The organism is Evansella cellulosilytica DSM 2522, assembly GCF_000177235.2.
Classification (GTDB): Bacteria; Bacillota; Bacilli; order Bacillales; family Salisediminibacteriaceae; genus Evansella; species Evansella cellulosilytica.
Genome location: NC_014829.1, coordinates 3,543,623 through 3,561,266, shown reverse-complemented (window position 1 = coordinate 3,561,266; position 17,644 = coordinate 3,543,623). Strand labels below are relative to the sequence as shown.

The following is a 17,644-nucleotide window of genomic DNA, read 5'->3' as shown; positions in this document are numbered from 1 at the left end:
CTGTTTTTATAGGGTTATCTCTGTTAAAATATTTTTTTGTGCCTTAAATATAAAAGTATTACATATGAATCGTTTATATAAGAGATACTGAAATCATGTTTTCTATATAAAATGTGATGCATCTGTAGCGTAAAGGAGGGGTGTAATTGGTTGAATTACCTATTCAAGACCCTGTTAAAATATTTGCTTTAACGATGCTCATCTTCTTCTTAACACCAATGATTATGAGTAAATTTCGAATTCCTGGCATAATCGGACCAATTATTGCTGGAATTATCATAGGCCCTAACGGATTAAATATATTAGAAAGAGATCAAACGCTAATTTTACTTGGAACTGTAGGCCTTCTGTTCATTATTTTTATTGCTGGTTTAGAACTGGATATAGATGGTTTTAAAAAATATAAGCATAGAAGTATTCTTTTTGGCACCCTCTCATTTAGTATTCCATTTAGTCTTGGCATGATCGTTTGTTTATTTATGGGGTATTCCATGATGGCCTCAATACTTATTGGTTCTATCCTAGGCTCTCATACACTTTTAGGTTATCCGATTGCAAGTAGGTTAGGCATTTCTAAAAATAAAGCAGTAACGACCGCTGTGGGTGGAACGTTAGTAACTGACACGTTAGCATTACTTGTTTTAGCAGTGATTACTGGAGCAGTTCACGGTGAAATTTCGGTAAATTTTTGGATTTCGTTATGTGTGTCATTGACTGTCTTTGTTCTATTAGTATTATTAGGAGTCCCGAGGCTTTCAAGATGGTACTTTAAAAATGTAAACAGTGAAGGAATAAAAGACTTTACGTATGTGATGGTCATATTATTTTTATCTGGGTTTTTAGCATTATTAGCTGGTGTGGAACCGATTATAGGTGCATTTTTGGCAGGATTAGCGCTGAACCGACTTGTATTAGATTACGGACCACTAATGAATAGAATACGCTTTTTCGGTAATGCATTGTTCATTCCATTTTTCTTACTATCAGTCGGGATGTTAATGGATTTACGTGTACTATTTAGCGATCCTAGTGCTTCTATATTAATCGCTTTAATATTGCTAGCTCTCTTTTCGGGAAAGGCGCTACCCCCTTATATTATTGGAAAAATTTATGGATATTCTAGTACCGAAGTTAAAGTGATGTTTGGTTTAACAATACCGCAGGCTGCTGCTACTTTAGCAGCAACGTTAGTCGGTTACAATGTAGGTTTGCTAGACCAATCTACCGTCAACGGGGTAATCATTATGATATTACTCTCTTGTATAATTGGTCCGTCGTTTGTCGATAAATTTGGCCGACAATTAGCTTTTAGTGAGGAAGAGAAGCCGTATAAGAGAAACGAAGGTCCTGAAAGAATTTTAATTCCACTGTCTGACCCAAAAACGATGGAGTCTTTACTAGACCTCTCCTTTATGATTAAAGAGTCACAGAGTCAAGACCAACCATTGTATCCATTAACTGTAGTCCAAAAAGAAGAAAATGCTGCTGAAATTGGTGTAGCGAAGGCGGAAAAAATGTTAGGTCATGCAGTTATGTATGCATCTGGTGCTGATATGCCAGTAAGACTTTTAACGAGAGTCGATCTAAATGTGTCAAATGGGATCGCAAGGGCAGTTACGGAAGAAAGGATTAACATTATCGTAGCTGGTTGGGATGCTAAAATGAAACAAAAACAGCTATTTGGCGGTGTAATCGATAGAGTTATCGATAAGACAACACAAACAGTACTTGTATCAAAAATCTCAGATCCATTAAATACAGCAAAAAGAGTGGTCTTGGTAGTATCAAGAGGCTCAAATCGAAAACCTGGGTTTATTGATGCTTTCCAAAAAATAAAGTTGATAGCAAGCAAACTAAATGTTCCACTTGTTATTTTTGTCGTCAATGACGATACAAATCATTATGTGAAGCATGTGAAGGATGTAAAGCCTAACCCACCAACGACGTTAATTTATATAGAAAGCTGGAATTACCTATATGCTAAATTTGTTCCTCAAGTAACGAATGATGACTTAATTATTATTCTTAGTGCGAGAAAAGGAACGATTGCATGGAATATACCGTTAGAACACTTCCCTAAAAAGTTGGCAAAAAATAATTTAAAAAACTTTATCGTATACTATCCAGCTGAAGAAGAAGAAGTAGACGTAAGAGGAACGAGAGGTACGTACCTCCCTAGAGAATCTTTATTTAGTAAGCAGGATGAAAAATAATTTCTATTATACAGAGCAAGGGAAAACTTCAGGGTAAAAACTTTAAGATAACATATGTAAAAGGAAGGACAGATGGCGTTGCCGTCTGCCCTTTTTTAAAAGATAAGTATATATTTGCAGTGGAATTTTATCGCCTTGCGTACTAGCGAGAAGAGCACTCACTAGTACTTTATAAGAGCTACAGCGAAATTCCACTGCTTCTAAGAAAAGACTAAAACGAGCTTCACCAAGCTCGTATTTAGTTTTTCTTATCCTTTTATTCCTTGAAGCCATTCATGATAGCAATCGGGACAAAGTGCTTTTTCTATATGATCGTCTTCTTGGACAAATGCTCCATAGCGGACATATTCTCCAACTTCATTATCGCAATAAAAGCAAAAGTCATCCATATATAATCCCCCTATATTAAATTGACTGTGTTAACAAGTTGAACTATAACGCCAACCGTTATTAAATAGGGTGTACGTAAATGTGCTAAAGGATAATATAGTATGGATGGAAAACATGGTATATCTTTTATTTCGGTAGAGAATTTTGTATAAAGCTGTGCTGCACACATGGTTAAAGAGACGTTCAACATGAAAAATTAGCCTTTGACCCTTATTATATTAGGGTTTTAATACTACTTTAATACAGTCATCGTGTTTCTCATCAAAAACATCATAGCCGTATTCTGCTTTCTCTAAAGGTAAACGGTGTGTGATGATATCAGTAGGGTCAAATTTATCGTCAACAATTTGTTTATATAACTCCGGCATAAAGTGAATGACAGGTGCTTGGCCCATTTTAAGTGTTATGTTTCGTGCAAAGAAATCACCAAGTGGGAACATGTTATATCTTGTACCGTAAACACCAACAATACTAACAGTTCCACCTTTACGAACAATTCTACTTGCTAGAACTAATGGTCCTAATGTTCCACCTTGTAACTTAAGCATAGTTTCAATTGATTCAATAGCATTCTTTTTACCATCCATTCCAACACAATCGATAACGGCATCTGCGCCGCCTTTCGTTATTTCCTTTATATGTCCTCCAAGGTCAGCATGCTTGGAAAAATCAAACACTTCAACATTATTTGTACGTTTAGCATGCTCTAAGCGATATTGTACATAATCAATGGCAATTACTCGCTTCGCCCCTTTTTGCCATGCAAACTTCTGAGCTAATAAACCAACAGGTCCACAACCAAGCACCACGACAGTATCCCCACTTTTTACTTCAGCTTGTTCAATGCCCCAATAAGCTGTAGGAATAATATCGGATAAAAATAGCAACTTTTCGTCTTCTAATTCACATTCTTCAGGTACTACAAACGGTGTGAAATTCCCATATGGAACTCTTAATAATTCTGCCTGTCCGCCTGGGTAACCGCCAAAGGTTCCAGAGTAACCGAAGTATGCACCAGCTTCTCCATTTGCGTTAGAATTGTCGCACTGACTTTCTAGGTCATGTTTGCAAAAGAAGCATTCTCCACAGGCGATGTTAAATGGAATGATGACGCGATCTCCTTTTTTCACCTTTGTTACTTCTGGTCCTACTTCTTCGACTATACCCATCGGTTCATGACCAATAATATATCCTTCTGGGAAGTTCGGCACCATGCCATGTACTAAATGTAAATCAGAGCCGCAAATAGCAGTACTCGTTACTCTTACGAGAACATCGTCTTTTTTTTCTAACTTTGCATTTGGTACTTCTTTCACCTTAACGTCTTTTATTCCTTGATAAGTAACAGCTTTCACGTTAAATTCCCCTTTATGTTCAATTAGCCTTTATAACAGCATTTTTTGCAAAAAGGAGAGAATATATGTATAAATAAACTTGTTAAACTTGTAGAGTAAAAAGGGAACAGATTAATACATATAACTTAGTATTGTTATAATAAAATATGGTAAGATGAAGATTAGTGTCAATAACAATTAATTCACATTAAAAATGAAAAATGAATACATAAATATAGGCAGTAATCTAACTACAATACATCCTATCCAATTTCTTCTTTGTCATGTAAAATGAAAAAGGATATGAAAAGAATGGTTCATACTTTTATTCAGCTTTAAGGAGCGTATCGTCTATGTTCATTACTATTAATAACATGAAATTAAACTATAAAGTTGATGGAGAAGGATCGCCTGTGATTTTATTGCATGGGTGGGGTGCCAATATTCAAGCATTTAGTCCCGTTCATCAACATTTAGCAAAGCATCATAAAGTATATACGTTAGATTTACCCGGATTCGGAGAAAGCGAAGAGCCACCAGAACAGTGGGGGACAGAGGATTATACAGATTTCCTTCATGCTTTTATCCAACAATTAAAGATTAATAACCCGATTCTTATTGGTCACTCTAACGGTGGAAGAATCTCCATTTTTTATTCCGTTAAATATGGAGGAGTAAAAAAGGTTATCCTTGTGGATAGTGCGGGGATAAAGCCAAAAAGGAAATTAAATTATTACTTGAAAGTATATACATTTAAGACGTTAAAGCACATATTAAGCTTACCTATTTTAAAAAAATATAAAGAAGATATATTAGCGAAAGTAAAATCTAAAACTGGTTCAACTGATTATAAAAATGCATCTGGCGTTATGCAGCAAACGATGGTAAAGGTAGTTAATGAAGATTTGCAACATTTAATGCCGAAAATGAATATTCCTGTTCTCTTAATTTTTGGGGAAAATGATACGGCCACACCTGTTTCAGATGGGAAGCGGATGGAAGAGTTAATACCTGATGCGGGTTTAGTTGTATTAAAAAATGCTGGTCACTTTGCGTATCTAGACCAGCTACATCAGTTTTTAGTTATTGTAGATAAATTCCTAGAAAAAGATAGAGAGGGATAAAAATGAATGTATATTTGGAAATGCTGCTCATTGCCTCCTGGCTTTTAGTTATCGCATTTAAAGTAATCAAAAGTGTGCATATGCTACAGCTTAACTCTTATCGTAATGAGCGATATTTACTTTGGATATCAAGAAACAAAGATAAGGTATTTCAATTAAGGGAGTATTTATTACTCATTCCATTAATTTTGACTTTTTTCACTAGCTATCTCGTTAATACGATAGCAGCAGCGATCGTGCTTCTTTTCTTATTCTTCATTAGAACGAAGGCAGTGGAGAAAAAGAAGCTTGTATATACGCCAAGAGTGAAGCGTCTTTTAACTACTACTTCGATATTATACGTGCTCGTCATTGTTGGTGCTTATGTGTTACAGCACTTTTATGGTGAGTTTCTTAAAATTTCCGTATTAGTATTAAGCATCGCTCTCTCTTATTATTTCTTACTGGCGGCGAATACAATTAATTTACCAATTGAAAAGAGGATTAATGAGTATTATTTTAATGATGCAAAGCAACGCATTAAGTCTGCCCAACATTTGAAAGTGATTGGGATTACTGGGAGCTTCGGTAAAACAAGTGTAAAACACTTTATGCACGCAGTGTTATCAGCGAAATTTAACGTACTCATGACACCTGAAAGCTTTAACACGAAGCTTGGTGTCACTAGAACTATTCGTGAGAAGTTAAAGCCTTATCATGAGGTTTTCATAGCTGAAATGGGGGCAAAGCAAGGCGGAGATGTTGAGGAAATATGCGAACTCGTAGACCAGCAATATGGTGTATTAACAGCTATTGGAGAACAACATTTAGAAACGTTTAAATCGTTAGATAATATTAAAAAAACGAAGTACGAGATTATTGAGACACTCCCAGATAATGGTGTTGGTGTTTTAAACAAAGATGACGAAAACATTATGTCTTATGCACCGTATCAAAAGCGTGATGTCATTTATTACGGTATCGACGCACCAGACGTTGATATTCGGGCAAAGGATATTTCCTATAGCAGTAAAGGGATGGACTTTACTGTTGTGTTGAAAAACGGAGAAACACAGACATTTAGAACGAAGCTACTAGGTAAGCATAACGTTTATAATATATTAGCCGCAATTGCGATTGGCTTACAACTAGGAATGAAGCTTTCAGAAATGGTAAAGCCGATCCGTAGCTTGGACGCTGTTCCACATAGGTTAGAATTAAAACGATCAACGGGTAATATTACAATTATTGATGATAGCTTTAACTCGAACCCTGTTGGTTCAAAAATGGCTGTGGACGTCCTTGGAAGTATGGAAGGATACAGAATGCTTGTTACACCAGGAATGATTGAGCTTGGCGAAAAAGAGTATGAATTAAATAAAGAATGGGCAACATACGCTGCTAATAAATGTGATTATATTATTTTAGTCGGGAAAAAGCAGACAAAGCCGTTACAAGACGGTTTAAAGGAAGCCAATTACCCAGAGGCACAACTGTATATTGCGGAAAACTTACAGGATGCGATCCAACAAATGCACAAAGTGGCTAAGGAAAAAACGATCGTCCTATTAGAAAATGATTTACCGGATACATTTAATGAATAAGGAAGGTGTTCGTATGAGAACAAGAGTTGCTGTTATCTTTGGTGGCATGTCTGTAGAGCATGAAGTTTCTGTTATTTCGGCATTACAAGCAATTCAAAATATGGATGAAAGTAGATATGAAATTATCCCTGTATATATCTCTAAAGAAGGTGCTTGGTATACAGGAGATACATTACTAGACATTGAAGAATATAAAAATTTAAAAGGTCTACTTGCAAAATCACAGCGAATACAACTACTTCGTGAAGGTGATAATCGCGTTATTATTAATAAGGAGCCTAAGCCAAAATTTGGGAAAGCATACATCAATGAAATTGATGTAGCATTTCCAATCGTTCACGGAACGTTTGCAGAAGATGGAGTACTCCAAGGCTACTTAGAGTTGTTAGGATTACCTTATGTAGGCTGTGATGTAGTCTCTTCAAGTACAGGTATGGATAAAGTCATCATGAAAAATGTGTATAGAGATTCAGGATTACCAATTCTTGATTACGTATGGTTTTACTCAACGAAATGGAATGAGGATCAAGATGAACTAGTGAAAAAAGTAGAGGGAAAATTACAATATCCTGTTATTGTAAAGCCTGCTAATTTAGGATCAAGTGTCGGAATTAGTAAAGCGGCAAACGTTGACGAACTTGAAGAAGCAGTGGAACTTGCTTCACAGTTTGCCAACAAAATCGTCATAGAAAAAATGGTCCAAAATATGACCGAAATAAACTGTTCCGTATTGGGAGATTACGAGGCAGCGGAAGCATCAGTATGTGAGCAAGTACTAGGTAATGATGAAATTCTGTCTTATGAAGATAAATATGCAGGTGGAGGCTCTAAAGGCGGTGGTGCGAGTAAAGGGATGGAATCAACGAATCGCATCATTCCAGCTGACATTAGCGAGGAAAAGACTAAGGAAATTCAGGAACTTGCAGTCGCTGCATTCCAAGTATTAGGTTGCAGCGGGGTTTCCAGAATTGACTTCCTCATAGATAATGATACAAACAACGTATTTATAAATGAAATTAATACTATTCCTGGCTCCTTATCGTTTTATTTATGGGAGCCAACAGGAAAGCCTTATAAGGAGTTAACGAATGATTTGATCCAACTAGCGCTTAAAAGAACGCGTGAGAGAGAGCAGTTAATGTTTTCAATTGATTCTAATTTGTTTTCTTTAGGGAAGCTAAGCGGTGGAAAGGGATCTAAAAACTGATAAAAGAATAAATGAGGGTGTCATATAGGGATGTTTATCGATATCCTTTTGTGGCACCCTTTTTCTTACTCGAACAAAACGTTCAACGGTAATCTGCTATATTTTCTAGAAGAAAATGTCATGATTTATTATGATATTCATATAGTTGAATAGGTTGTCCTTACATAAAGTACATACATCTTAATACAAGAAAAATGGGGGAGATATGTTGAAGATTGCTTATTATAAAGTAAATACGAAAAAAAAGTCAAAGTTATTTATGCTTTTCGGAATCGGTATAAGCGTCATTGCTATTATATGGGCTGCCATTTTCTTTTTTCCTGTATCTGAGAGACCTGAAAAGTCTTTCTTTCAATTAGAGGATGATAGGCCGATGGTAATTGCTCATCAAGGAGGAGAACATTTAGCGCCATCTAATACCCTCGTCGCATTTGATCAAGCAGTTAATTTAGGTGTTGATGCAATAGAATTTGATATACATATGACAAAGGACGGTCATTTAGTCGCAATTCATGATCCTACTGTTGACCGAACGACAGACGGTAAAGGTAAAGTAAATGACATGACGTTAGAGGAAGTAATAGCATTAGATGCGGGATATTATTTTAACGATTTAAACGGAGAATATAGTTTCAGAGGGTTGGGGATACGGATACCGACTATTGATGAAATATTTACTCATTTTTCTAATACAAGGATGGTCATTGAGATAAAGGATAGTAATCGTCCTGAATTATACGAATCTATAGTCGACGAGTTGTGGACAAAAATTAATCAGTATGATGTACAGGATAATGTTTTAGTTGCTTCCTTTAACCAAGACATCATCGAGATGTTTATCGATAAAGCAGGAGATGAAGTGGCCATTAGCGGGGGAAGATCCGAAATTAAACGTTTCGTTATTTTTCATAAACTGCTTTTAAACAGTTTATATTCACCGAAAGTGGATGCTATCCAAATTCCTATACAAGAAGGTAATTTTAATTTAAAAGATAAAAAGTTAATTCGGGGTGCACATGCAAGAGGTATGGATGTTCATTATTGGACGATTAATGACCGAACAACGATGGAAAAGATTATTGAACTTGGGGCAGATGGCATTATTACTGATCGTCCTGATATAGCACTTGATCTTTTAGGAGAATAGATGTTTTCCCCTCATAGGCAAAAATCGCTTTCCAATATATAATGGGAAGGAAGAGGGGATTATATGATTAAAAAGATGATTTGGAGTACTCTTATTACTTGTTGTAGCATATGTGTGATCGTCGTTATGCTATTTCGAAATGATATGAGTTTTACATTTGGACATCAAATGGATGAAGTGAACAAACCACATACCTTTGAAAATGAAGACTATATATTTTTTTTAGATGACACAACTATTGAATCGGTAATTAAGCAGGCTGTTTCTACTACAAATGATCCATTAATGGACTATTTACTCCCTGTTAGTAACCAAGAGAGTGACATTTTCTTTGCGTATATTGAGACGCCAAAGTATCAAATAGAAAGCTTAGCCCGTATGACCTACTATAAGTTTGGAAGAGTCATAAGCGTATCAGAGGCAAAAAATAATGTTACCGATCAATATATCCCATTCAGTATTAGGTTTAAAAATAATGCTGAAAATGACTATGAAAGTATATTGATTCAAGATGATGAAGTTATTCAGCCAAAAAGAAAAGTAGTGAAAAATAACGGGAACTTTATTACTATATTCTTTTCAGTAGATGACATTAACGTTGCAAGAGAAGCAACATTAAAACTACTAGGTGAAAATAAGGATAAAGCTTTTACAATTGACTTTTCTAGTTATGAATAAAACTGGGGTGACTAATGTTGAATAGGCCACTGAAAAAGTGGTGTTCTTTCACTTTTTCAGTGGCCCTAAGCAATGAGCGTAGTCGTTGCAATCTTTTGAAAGACTACTATGAGTGGGTTGCTCATAGTAGTCGTGCAACGAACGAAGCCATTGCCAGTACTTTCTACCATTTATGAGACAACCTCTTCATAGAAAAAGAAGTAAAACTCACTACTACTTTAAAGACATGTGGCATATTTCTTCACCGCTTCTAAGAAAAACCAAAAACGAGCTTAAACAGCTCGTTTTTTAGTTTTTCTTATTAATCATTTAATAACTCTGGATACGTGTCAATCATGTATTCAATAATTTTCTGTTCAAATCTTAAATATAATCTAAATGAATATTCCTCGTCTGTTTCGCCAACTTGCTGAGATTCTTCCGCGCTATATACATCTTTAATCGAATGCCAGATGAATGATTTTAAATAATGATACTCAAGATGACGGTGATAAACGACTTCGCTCTCTTCTTTTAGCTCATGAAGCATTGTCGTAGTAGCAAGGTCGTCATTTTCAATAAGCGCTTCAGATGAGACATAGTTTAAAAACGCTTCCTCGTTATATTCAAAATCTCCCGTTTCCTTAGCAATGTGCATCCATGTAGATAATTCTTTTGCCATCCATTCTGCTTCAGCATCTACATCTTCATCCTCTGATAAGCGTTCGCCTATCAAGCCCATATATATTTGATTCAGTCTAGCGTGCTCTAAAAATGCTTGCTCTCCAGGCTCTGTTAAGGATATGGATAAGCTAACTTTACTAATTGCTTCTTGTGCAGCTTCGATAGCAACTTGTTCACGTTCCTCTAATTCCTCTTCGTAATCCCCAATTGCTTCAACGTCCTCTTGAGCGTTAGGGTTATTTATAGAATCCATATTTATTGAAGTGGAATCACTTCCTTCATTATTAGATCCGGTTGCTTCGTTCATTTCTAGCGTTTTTGGTTGTGGGTCATCGGCACTTAAAAAGAACATAAGGCCTGATAATACGATAAATAAAACGCCACCTATCCCATAAAATATGGTTTTACTATGCTTCATAATGTCACCTCAAGTGAGTGTATCAAAATTTTAATACTAAAATTAATTATAATAGATATATTCAATAAACGAAATAGTAATATAACGTTGATATTGAGTAGATGGATTGAAAGATATTACATTTATTTTTTACGTATATCGAGTGGAAGATACATGTTGTTTTATTTTTACAAAAACTAACCATACTCGGTTCATATAGAGCGCAATAAAGCTCTGTATATCTTTTTTGAGCAATGAAAAAATTCGTATATAGGTAAAGGCCCACACAAATAGGCTTTTGTCGCATACAATGACATTGGTCTATGATAAAGGAGGGAGCAACATGTACGAACAAAATTATGCTTATCAGGAAGACAACCGTGGTGGAGAAGTAAAATATGTTTCCTTGTATGATCCATTCCTTATGCAAACATTACAATCACTATTAGGTAGAATGGTTGTTGTTGAGACTAGTAAAGGTAGTGTTCATGGAAAACTAGCAGATGCCAAACCTGATCATGTGTCTGTACAAACAAAAGAAGCAACGTTTTTTATACGAGTACAGGAAATTGTTTGGGTTATGCCTAAATAAATTATTCATATGCTATTAAAACGTAACAGGGGTTAACCCATTAGCGCTTCATCTGAAGGCACTGAAAAAGTGGTGTTCTTTCACTTTTTCAGTGTCCTCGATCTTTCCCTATTCATTCAACCTCACTTTCCCGTAACTCATAGTCATCAATTGTCACAAACTCAAAGCCCTGTTCTCTTAATAATGGGATAGCCGCCATAACACCTTCAGCTGTTCCACTAGAAGGATGATTCATATGCAACAATGCTATCGAACCAGGTCTAGCTTGTAGTAAAGACTCTTTTACTTGCTCAGAGGAATAAGTAGCACCAGCATCACCTAAAATATCATAATTGACTACTTTTAATCCTAAGTCCTCAACAATTTGAACAGCAATCTCATCATAAAATGCGGTACCCGAACGGAAATAAGTAGGTTTTTCGCCAGTAAGTGAGTAAATATATTGTTGGTTAACCATGACCTCATTTACAACATCCACAGGGCTGTCTGTGCCGCTTATGTTCCATGCAGATTGGCCAGTAATTGAGAGAGGACGGTGCTCAGTTCCATGATTTTGAATAGAAAAGAGAGGATCGCTGCTAAGATCCATGAAGATTTCTTTATTTTCCTCAATCCACCTAGCATTGAAAAACAGTGTTGCTCGTATTTGTTCTTCTCTTAAAAAGGAGATTAATTGCTCATCATAGCCGTTACCTGTTGGGCCCCCACAAGCATCAAACGTTAACGCAATAACATTATCCTCGGTATTTAGCTGATGATGTACACCGGGGACATTTTCTCCCCATAAAGTGGCGTTTAGTGATTGATTGTTCCACTTTTCAATAATAGGATCAATATTGACTTTTTCTTCATCGGCTTGAATAGGTGCATCAGGGAGTATCATTCTTTCTTTATAAAGGAAAGAGTGAGGATCAATGACCGAAGCAGAAGATGATACCTCTTTATCTTCTTTAGAATGGAAAAAAATGATCGAGGCTATAACCACGACAGATAAAAGGCTAATAATCATTACATTACGCACGTCTTAATACCACCTATTTCGAGACTTTTCTTCTATTCTCACATGACTTGAAGTCGGAGACAAGGAAAAAGTGGACGATCATAGACAACATTCTGATTAGAACGATATAATAGAAACCAACCTAAAACATAGGGCGGTGAAGAAATGGATCCGAACACAGTGTCTGAAGATTACGTGCAATTACAATTAGAAATTATCGACGTTCAAGCGAAGGTGAGAGAGAATGTTCAAGAAAATTTTCAGCTTCAGATTGATAGTGATGACATAAATAAGGATGTTGCTATATTACCACAGCTTCAAAAGTCACCAATACGGACTCAATACTACAAAGAAGCTTTAAGGGCAGTGGCAGAAACAATACATAATGAAACAACAGACTTAACGCATTTAATGAATATCATTAGTCAATTAACAGATGAAAATATCGTCAAATGGATAAAGGCTGCAATCACCTTTGATACTCAGTTCTTTGAGAATGTTTCGGAACAAAACGATGTAGCACAATGGGTCCCACACTTTATAGCAGAACAGGCGATTAGACCGTTTCTACATATTGTCTCAGAAGCTTGCAAAAGCTTTATTAATGATATGGATGTCATGGGAACTTGTCCATGCTGTGGTGAGCCTCCGAGAATTGCAGAAATGGAGAAAGATGGCGATAAAAAACTCATCTGTCCTAGATGTGAAACAGTATATGATCTCAAAAAGCATGCATGTGTACATTGTGGTGAAGATCGAGAAGGAAAGCTATTTTATATTTCAGTTGAAGAAGAAGATGCATCCATGGTGGAAGTTTGTAAAACATGTAGGAATTATTTAAAGCTAATTGCTCCCGATGAGGATGAGAAATCAAAGAAAGTTGTAGCTGCAATGGTTGATATAGAAACGCTTTATTTAGACTTTATTGCTCAAGAAGAGGGTTATGGGGATGATAGATAATCATGATGCCACGAAGAGAAATCTCCTCCCTTTAACTGGAGTGATTTTAGCAGGCGGCCGTTCGAGACGAATGGGCAAGGATAAAGCATTACTAAAAGTTTCAGGAAAAACAACGATTGAGCGCATTACGAATATCGTAACGAAAACGTGTCAAAAAACGTTAATCATTTCAAATGACATCGATAAATACCAATTTTTAAATAAAAAGATAGTGAAAGATATGTATGTTGGAAAAGGTCCTTTAGCAGGTATTCATGCGGGATTGAGGGCAGCAAATACAGAATGGTGTTTCTTTATTGCTAATGATATGCCCTTAATCACTAGATCTATCGTTTTTGACTTATATGAAATTAGTAAAGAATATTCACAATGCGATGCAATAGTACCACGAGTTAAGGGAAGAATACATCCACTTTGTGCCTTTTATAAAACGAGTGCATTACGTAAAGTAGAGAGCTGCTTAGAAAAAGAGGAATTAAAAATGTCCAACTTTCTCTCTAAAATAAACGTGCATGAAGTGGTTGAAAAACCACTATATGAGAAAGGATATAGTGAGGAAGAACTAGACCGGATTTTTTTTAACATGAATGAACCTTGTGACTACCGCAAAGTTTTAGAAGTCTTTAAATAAGTGAAGACTATTCATGTGTTTATGCTTTACATGATTTGCCGACAATATGATTAAGGAGGTGGTCAAAATGAATAAGACATTTTACGATTATTATAATAATGCAGTTACCTACTCTACAAATGACCACCCTTTTTCAAGAGAACCGAAGCACGTATGGATCATTTGTCAATTTCGAGGAAGTTGGCTTCTTACATTACACCCGAGTAGAGGATTAGAGTTTCCTGGGGGGAAAGTAGAACCTGGTGAAACAGCCGTTGAGGCAGCAAAGAGAGAGGTATTTGAAGAAACAGGTGGAATCGTTTCTGAATTGTATTATATAGGTCAATATCAAGTAGAAGGTAAAAGTGATACTGTTATTAAAAACGTTTATTACGCCATCATAGATGAGTTAATATCGAAGAATAATTACTTTGAAACGAAAGGGCCGAAGCTGTTAAAAAGCTTACCTGATAATATTCGTACAAACAATGAATATAGTTTTATTATGAAAGATGATGTGCTGCCGTTAAGCTTGCGAGAAGTTCGAACTAATTTTCAACACCTAAAACCAATAAGAAAAGAGGTTGACTCAAAAGGATAATTTTTTTCCTAATGAGTCAACCTTTATACTATGAATAGCTTTTGGATCAGCTTCTATTATTCTTACGTGTTATGCCTTTTTATAAGTTTTTTCTCCAATAATTCAACGAGCTGATACATGATTGTTGCGAGAATAGCAATGATAATAAGAGATAGCATCACTAGTGTGAAATTAAATACTTGGAATCCGTATACAATCATATAACCTAGCCCTTGTTTTGATACTAAAAATTCCCCAACAATGACACCTACCCATGCAAGACCAACATTTACTTTTAATGTGGATATAATTGTTGGATATGAAGCGGGGAAAATAACAGAGAAAAAAGATTGTTTTTTAGTAGCCCCGAAAGATTGAATTACTTTCAAATAGTTTTCATCTACACCTTTAAAGGCGTTATAAACGACTAATGTTGTAATGACGACAGAGATGAGCGCCCCCATCGCAATAATAGATGTGAATCCAGTTCCGAAAGCTACAATCAAGATAGGTCCTAAAGCTACTTTAGGCATAGAATTAAGAATGACTAAATACGGGTCTAGTACTCTGGAAAGAAATGGTGACCACCACAGTATTGCGGCCATCATCGTTCCAAGCACTGTACCTAATAAGAAACCAGCAATCGTTTCAAAAAGGGTGACGGAAGTATGCATAAATAAACTTCCGTCCTGTACTCTTGAAACAAATAGCTCCCATACTCGTGTGGGAGAACTAAATAATAGTGGATCAATCCATCCTAACCTTGTGCCAATTTCCCAAAACGCAAAGAAGAAAATGAAAATACTTAGTTGAGTCATCCTTACATATCGTTTTTCACGTGTTAATCGTTGTACGTATTCTTTGTGTAGTTGCTCATTACGTTTGCTCAAGAGATTCCAACTCCTTCCAAACCTCTTGGAACCATTCGTTATATAACGAATGATTACGGACGTCAAAAGGTAGCTTTGTTGACAATTGATTTGGAATCTTAAAAACATTTTTGATTTGTCCCGGACTATGCCCTATTAAAATAACTCTATCACTCATTGCTATTGCTTCACCTATATCGTGAGTGACTAAAATTGCTGTCTTTTTGTGCTCCTTTATCGTGGAAAACACGAGGTCCTCAAGCTTTAGCTTTGTTTGATAATCTAAGGCAGAGAATGGCTCATCTAGTAATAATAGCTTAGGTTGAGTAGATAACATCCTTACTAAAGCCACTCTTTGCCGCATACCACCTGATAGCTCGCTAGGATATTGTTTTGCAGTTTCTGCTAAACCCATTTCATTTAATAAATACTTGGCATGCTTTTTTTTGTCTTCAGTTAATTTCCCCATTGTTTTGAGGCCAATCGTAATATTTTCTTCTATTGTTAGCCAAGGAAACAAATAATCTTGCTGAAGCATATATCCAGTTTCCGGTGTAGGCTTTTTTATTTCTTTTCCATCAAGCAAAACGTTACCGCTTGTTGGTCGAATTAAACCAGAGATGAGTGAAAGTATTGTTGATTTACCACAACCACTAGGACCTATTAAAGAAATAAACTCTCCTTCGTTCACCGCAAAATTTATATCCTTAATTGCTTCAGTCATTGAATCCTTTGAAAAAAATGTTTTTTCCACTTTCTCTAGTTGTAAAAATGACATGTTAACCTCCTCCTATCGAAGGCATTTATTCATTCACTATTTGATTTGGTATATCTGTATTGACTAAATCCTCATATGGTACATCCATTGGTAACTCACCAGACTCATCCATCATTTCTTGTAATAAATACCAACCATCTTCATCTAAAATTGGCGTTTCTGCATAAGATCCCTGATCTCTATAACGTTCAATCACTTGTTCAATTGTTTCTAAAGAAGTGTCTTCAAAGAAATCTACTATTGACTCTGCAACAACCTCTTCTGGCTGTTCTTGAACCCACTGCTGTGCTTTATATATTGCTCTAGTAAAGCTTTCTAAAGCTTCTTCATTTTCCTCTAAATAGCTCTGTTTTGACATAAACACTGTATAAGGAACATTTCCGGATTGTGTACCGAAAGAATCGATAATATACCCTATACCGTCCTCTTCAAATTGTGTCGCTTGTGGTTCAAACAATTGTACATAATCGCCCGTTCCAGAAGCGAATGCTGAAGGTATATTTCCAAAATCTATATTTTGAATAAGCTCTAAATCCTCATGTGGCTCAATACCATTTTGTTTAAGGACGTATTCACCTACCATTTGTGGCATACCACCAGCGCGTTGCCCTAAGAAAGTACTTCCTTTTAAATCATCCCATTCAAAATCTTCTACTGGCTCACGTGATACTAAAAAAGTACCATCAGTCTGTGTCAGCTGAGCGAAGTTTATAGCTGGATCATTAGCACCTTGTGCATACACGTAAATAGATGTTTCTGCACCAACTAATGCAACATCAGCACCATCTGACAATAATGTTGTCATTGTCGTGTCTCCACCCCAAGTAGTTGTTAAATCAATTTCAATGCCTTCTTCCTCAAAAAACCCTTCTGAAATCGCTACATAAAGGGGAGCATAAAAGATAGACCTTGTAACCTCTGCTAAACGAATTTCTGTTGTTTCTTCATCTGAACTACAACCGACGAAAAGAGAAACTCCTAAAAGGAATATAAGTGAAAGGAACCCGTATTTCATGAATTTCATTTGTAAATAACCTCCTATAATAGGTGAACGCTGATGTGATAAATTATGATGATATGTTGAAAAATGTGCATGCATATAAAAATAAATAAACTGATGAAATAAAATATTCATTGATGATAAAATGGTTACGGCAAAACCGTGTTTAATTATAAGAATGTAGAAAAATGTGGATATGTAGCCGTATATTAGTTGACAGTGAGTAGAAAATCAGTTATCCTTTTTGCGAACGGATACTCTTATCCTGAGATGGCGGAGGGACAGGCCCAAAGAAGCCCAGCAACCATCACCGTGTTGACAAGGTGAACGGTGCTAACCTGCAGGACATGTATTTTGCGTGTCTTGACCGATAAGAGGTGAAAGGCGAATGCAATGATAACCTTTCCTCTATAGGAAAGGTTTTTTTATTGGAGATTTAGCAAAAAAGTGCAAACAATAACAACTATCATTCGTCCAAATCGGCATTTGTCGATTTGTACCATTTAGTAGGAGAACGAG

At 36.0% G+C, this 17,644-nt stretch carries 17 protein-coding genes and 1 riboswitch; of the genes, 10 read left to right on the top strand and 7 right to left on the bottom strand.

From position 1 onward, the window contains the following. The first annotated feature begins 146 nt into the window (after positions 1–146). Positions 147–2,213 (top strand): cation:proton antiporter, encoded by a 2,067-nt coding sequence (locus tag BCELL_RS16495; protein WP_013489915.1) that lies wholly within the window; start codon positions 147–149, stop codon positions 2,211–2,213. A 248-nt stretch (positions 2,214–2,461) separates the two neighbouring features. Here the strand turns inward: BCELL_RS16495 and BCELL_RS22920 are convergent, their stop codons facing one another. Continuing rightward, a complete protein-coding gene (locus BCELL_RS22920; RefSeq protein ID WP_013489914.1) occupies positions 2,462–2,602 on the bottom strand; it encodes a hypothetical protein in 141 nt (46 codons plus the stop codon). A gap of 219 nt (positions 2,603–2,821) precedes the next feature. Next, positions 2,822–3,958 (bottom strand): zinc-dependent alcohol dehydrogenase, encoded by a 1,137-nt coding sequence (locus BCELL_RS16490; protein ID WP_013489913.1) that lies wholly within the window; start codon positions 3,956–3,958, stop codon positions 2,822–2,824. A gap of 332 nt (positions 3,959–4,290) precedes the next feature. On the opposite strand from BCELL_RS16490, the gene BCELL_RS16485 reads away from it, so the two are divergent. The 5 genes from BCELL_RS16485 (at position 4,291) to BCELL_RS16465 (ending at position 9,676) form a co-directional block, all read left to right on the top strand. Beyond that, entirely contained in the window at positions 4,291–5,061 is a 771-nt protein-coding gene (locus tag BCELL_RS16485) for an alpha/beta fold hydrolase (protein WP_013489912.1), read from the top strand. 2 nt (positions 5,062–5,063) lie between these two features. After that, positions 5,064–6,644 carry a UDP-N-acetylmuramoyl-tripeptide--D-alanyl-D-alanine ligase gene (locus BCELL_RS16480; protein ID WP_013489911.1) on the top strand — a complete coding sequence of 527 codons (1,581 nt, stop codon included), beginning with the start codon at positions 5,064–5,066 and terminating at the stop codon, positions 6,642–6,644. A gap of 13 nt (positions 6,645–6,657) precedes the next feature. Further along, entirely contained in the window at positions 6,658–7,851 is a 1,194-nt protein-coding gene (locus tag BCELL_RS16475) for a D-alanine--D-alanine ligase family protein (protein ID WP_041809131.1), read from the top strand. Between the two features lie 205 nt (positions 7,852–8,056). After that, positions 8,057–8,998: a glycerophosphodiester phosphodiesterase family protein gene (locus BCELL_RS16470; protein WP_157184214.1), complete on the top strand. Its 942-nt coding sequence runs from the start codon at positions 8,057–8,059 to the stop codon at positions 8,996–8,998. Positions 8,999–9,061: 63 nt separating this feature from the next. Beyond that, the gene (locus tag BCELL_RS16465; RefSeq protein ID WP_013489908.1) at positions 9,062–9,676 is read left to right on the top strand and encodes a hypothetical protein; all 615 of its coding nucleotides are present in this window, start codon (positions 9,062–9,064) and stop codon (positions 9,674–9,676) included. A gap of 301 nt (positions 9,677–9,977) precedes the next feature. On the opposite strand, the gene BCELL_RS16460 is transcribed toward BCELL_RS16465, so the two are convergent. Continuing rightward, positions 9,978–10,757, bottom strand: a complete 780-nt coding sequence (locus BCELL_RS16460) for a hypothetical protein (protein WP_013489907.1) — start codon at positions 10,755–10,757, stop codon at positions 9,978–9,980. A gap of 322 nt (positions 10,758–11,079) precedes the next feature. Between BCELL_RS16460 and BCELL_RS16455 the strand changes: the two genes are divergently transcribed. Then, positions 11,080–11,328, top strand: coding sequence for a YuzF family protein (locus BCELL_RS16455; protein WP_013489906.1), 249 nt, complete (start codon positions 11,080–11,082; stop codon positions 11,326–11,328). Between the two features lie 112 nt (positions 11,329–11,440). Here BCELL_RS16455 and BCELL_RS16450 read toward each other — a convergent pair whose 3' ends face one another. Continuing rightward, on the bottom strand, positions 11,441–12,349 hold the full coding sequence (locus BCELL_RS16450) for a polysaccharide deacetylase family protein (protein ID WP_013489905.1): 909 nt from the start codon (positions 12,347–12,349) through the stop codon (positions 11,441–11,443). Positions 12,350–12,493: 144 nt separating this feature from the next. Between BCELL_RS16450 and BCELL_RS16445 the strand changes: the two genes are divergently transcribed. The 3 genes from BCELL_RS16445 (at position 12,494) to ytkD (ending at position 14,499) form a co-directional block, all read left to right on the top strand. Then, positions 12,494–13,288, top strand: coding sequence for a formate dehydrogenase accessory protein FdhE (locus BCELL_RS16445; RefSeq protein WP_013489904.1), 795 nt, complete (start codon positions 12,494–12,496; stop codon positions 13,286–13,288). Next, a complete protein-coding gene (gene mobA, locus BCELL_RS16440; protein ID WP_013489903.1) occupies positions 13,278–13,919 on the top strand; it encodes a molybdenum cofactor guanylyltransferase in 642 nt (213 codons plus the stop codon). Before BCELL_RS16445 ends, mobA begins: the two co-directional genes overlap by 11 nt. Positions 13,920–13,986: 67 nt before the next feature. Then, positions 13,987–14,499, top strand: a complete 513-nt coding sequence (gene ytkD / locus BCELL_RS16435; RefSeq protein WP_013489902.1) for an RNA deprotection pyrophosphohydrolase — start codon at positions 13,987–13,989, stop codon at positions 14,497–14,499. A gap of 62 nt (positions 14,500–14,561) precedes the next feature. Here ytkD and BCELL_RS16430 read toward each other — a convergent pair whose 3' ends face one another. From BCELL_RS16430 to BCELL_RS16420, 3 genes are read right to left on the bottom strand one after another with little or no spacing between them, the layout of a single operon-like run. Further along, the gene (locus tag BCELL_RS16430; protein WP_013489901.1) at positions 14,562–15,368 is read right to left on the bottom strand and encodes an ABC transporter permease; all 807 of its coding nucleotides are present in this window, start codon (positions 15,366–15,368) and stop codon (positions 14,562–14,564) included. Further along, complete coding sequence (locus BCELL_RS16425) at positions 15,355–16,125, bottom strand: ABC transporter ATP-binding protein (RefSeq protein ID WP_013489900.1); 771 nt, start codon at positions 16,123–16,125, stop codon at positions 15,355–15,357. Before BCELL_RS16425 ends, BCELL_RS16430 begins: the two co-directional genes overlap by 14 nt. Positions 16,126–16,150: 25 nt before the next feature. Then, positions 16,151–17,149, bottom strand: a complete 999-nt coding sequence (locus tag BCELL_RS16420; protein WP_013489899.1) for an ABC transporter substrate-binding protein — start codon at positions 17,147–17,149, stop codon at positions 16,151–16,153. Between the two features lie 233 nt (positions 17,150–17,382). Continuing rightward, positions 17,383–17,502, top strand: a riboswitch (SAM riboswitch). Positions 17,503–17,644: the final 142 nt, after the last annotated feature.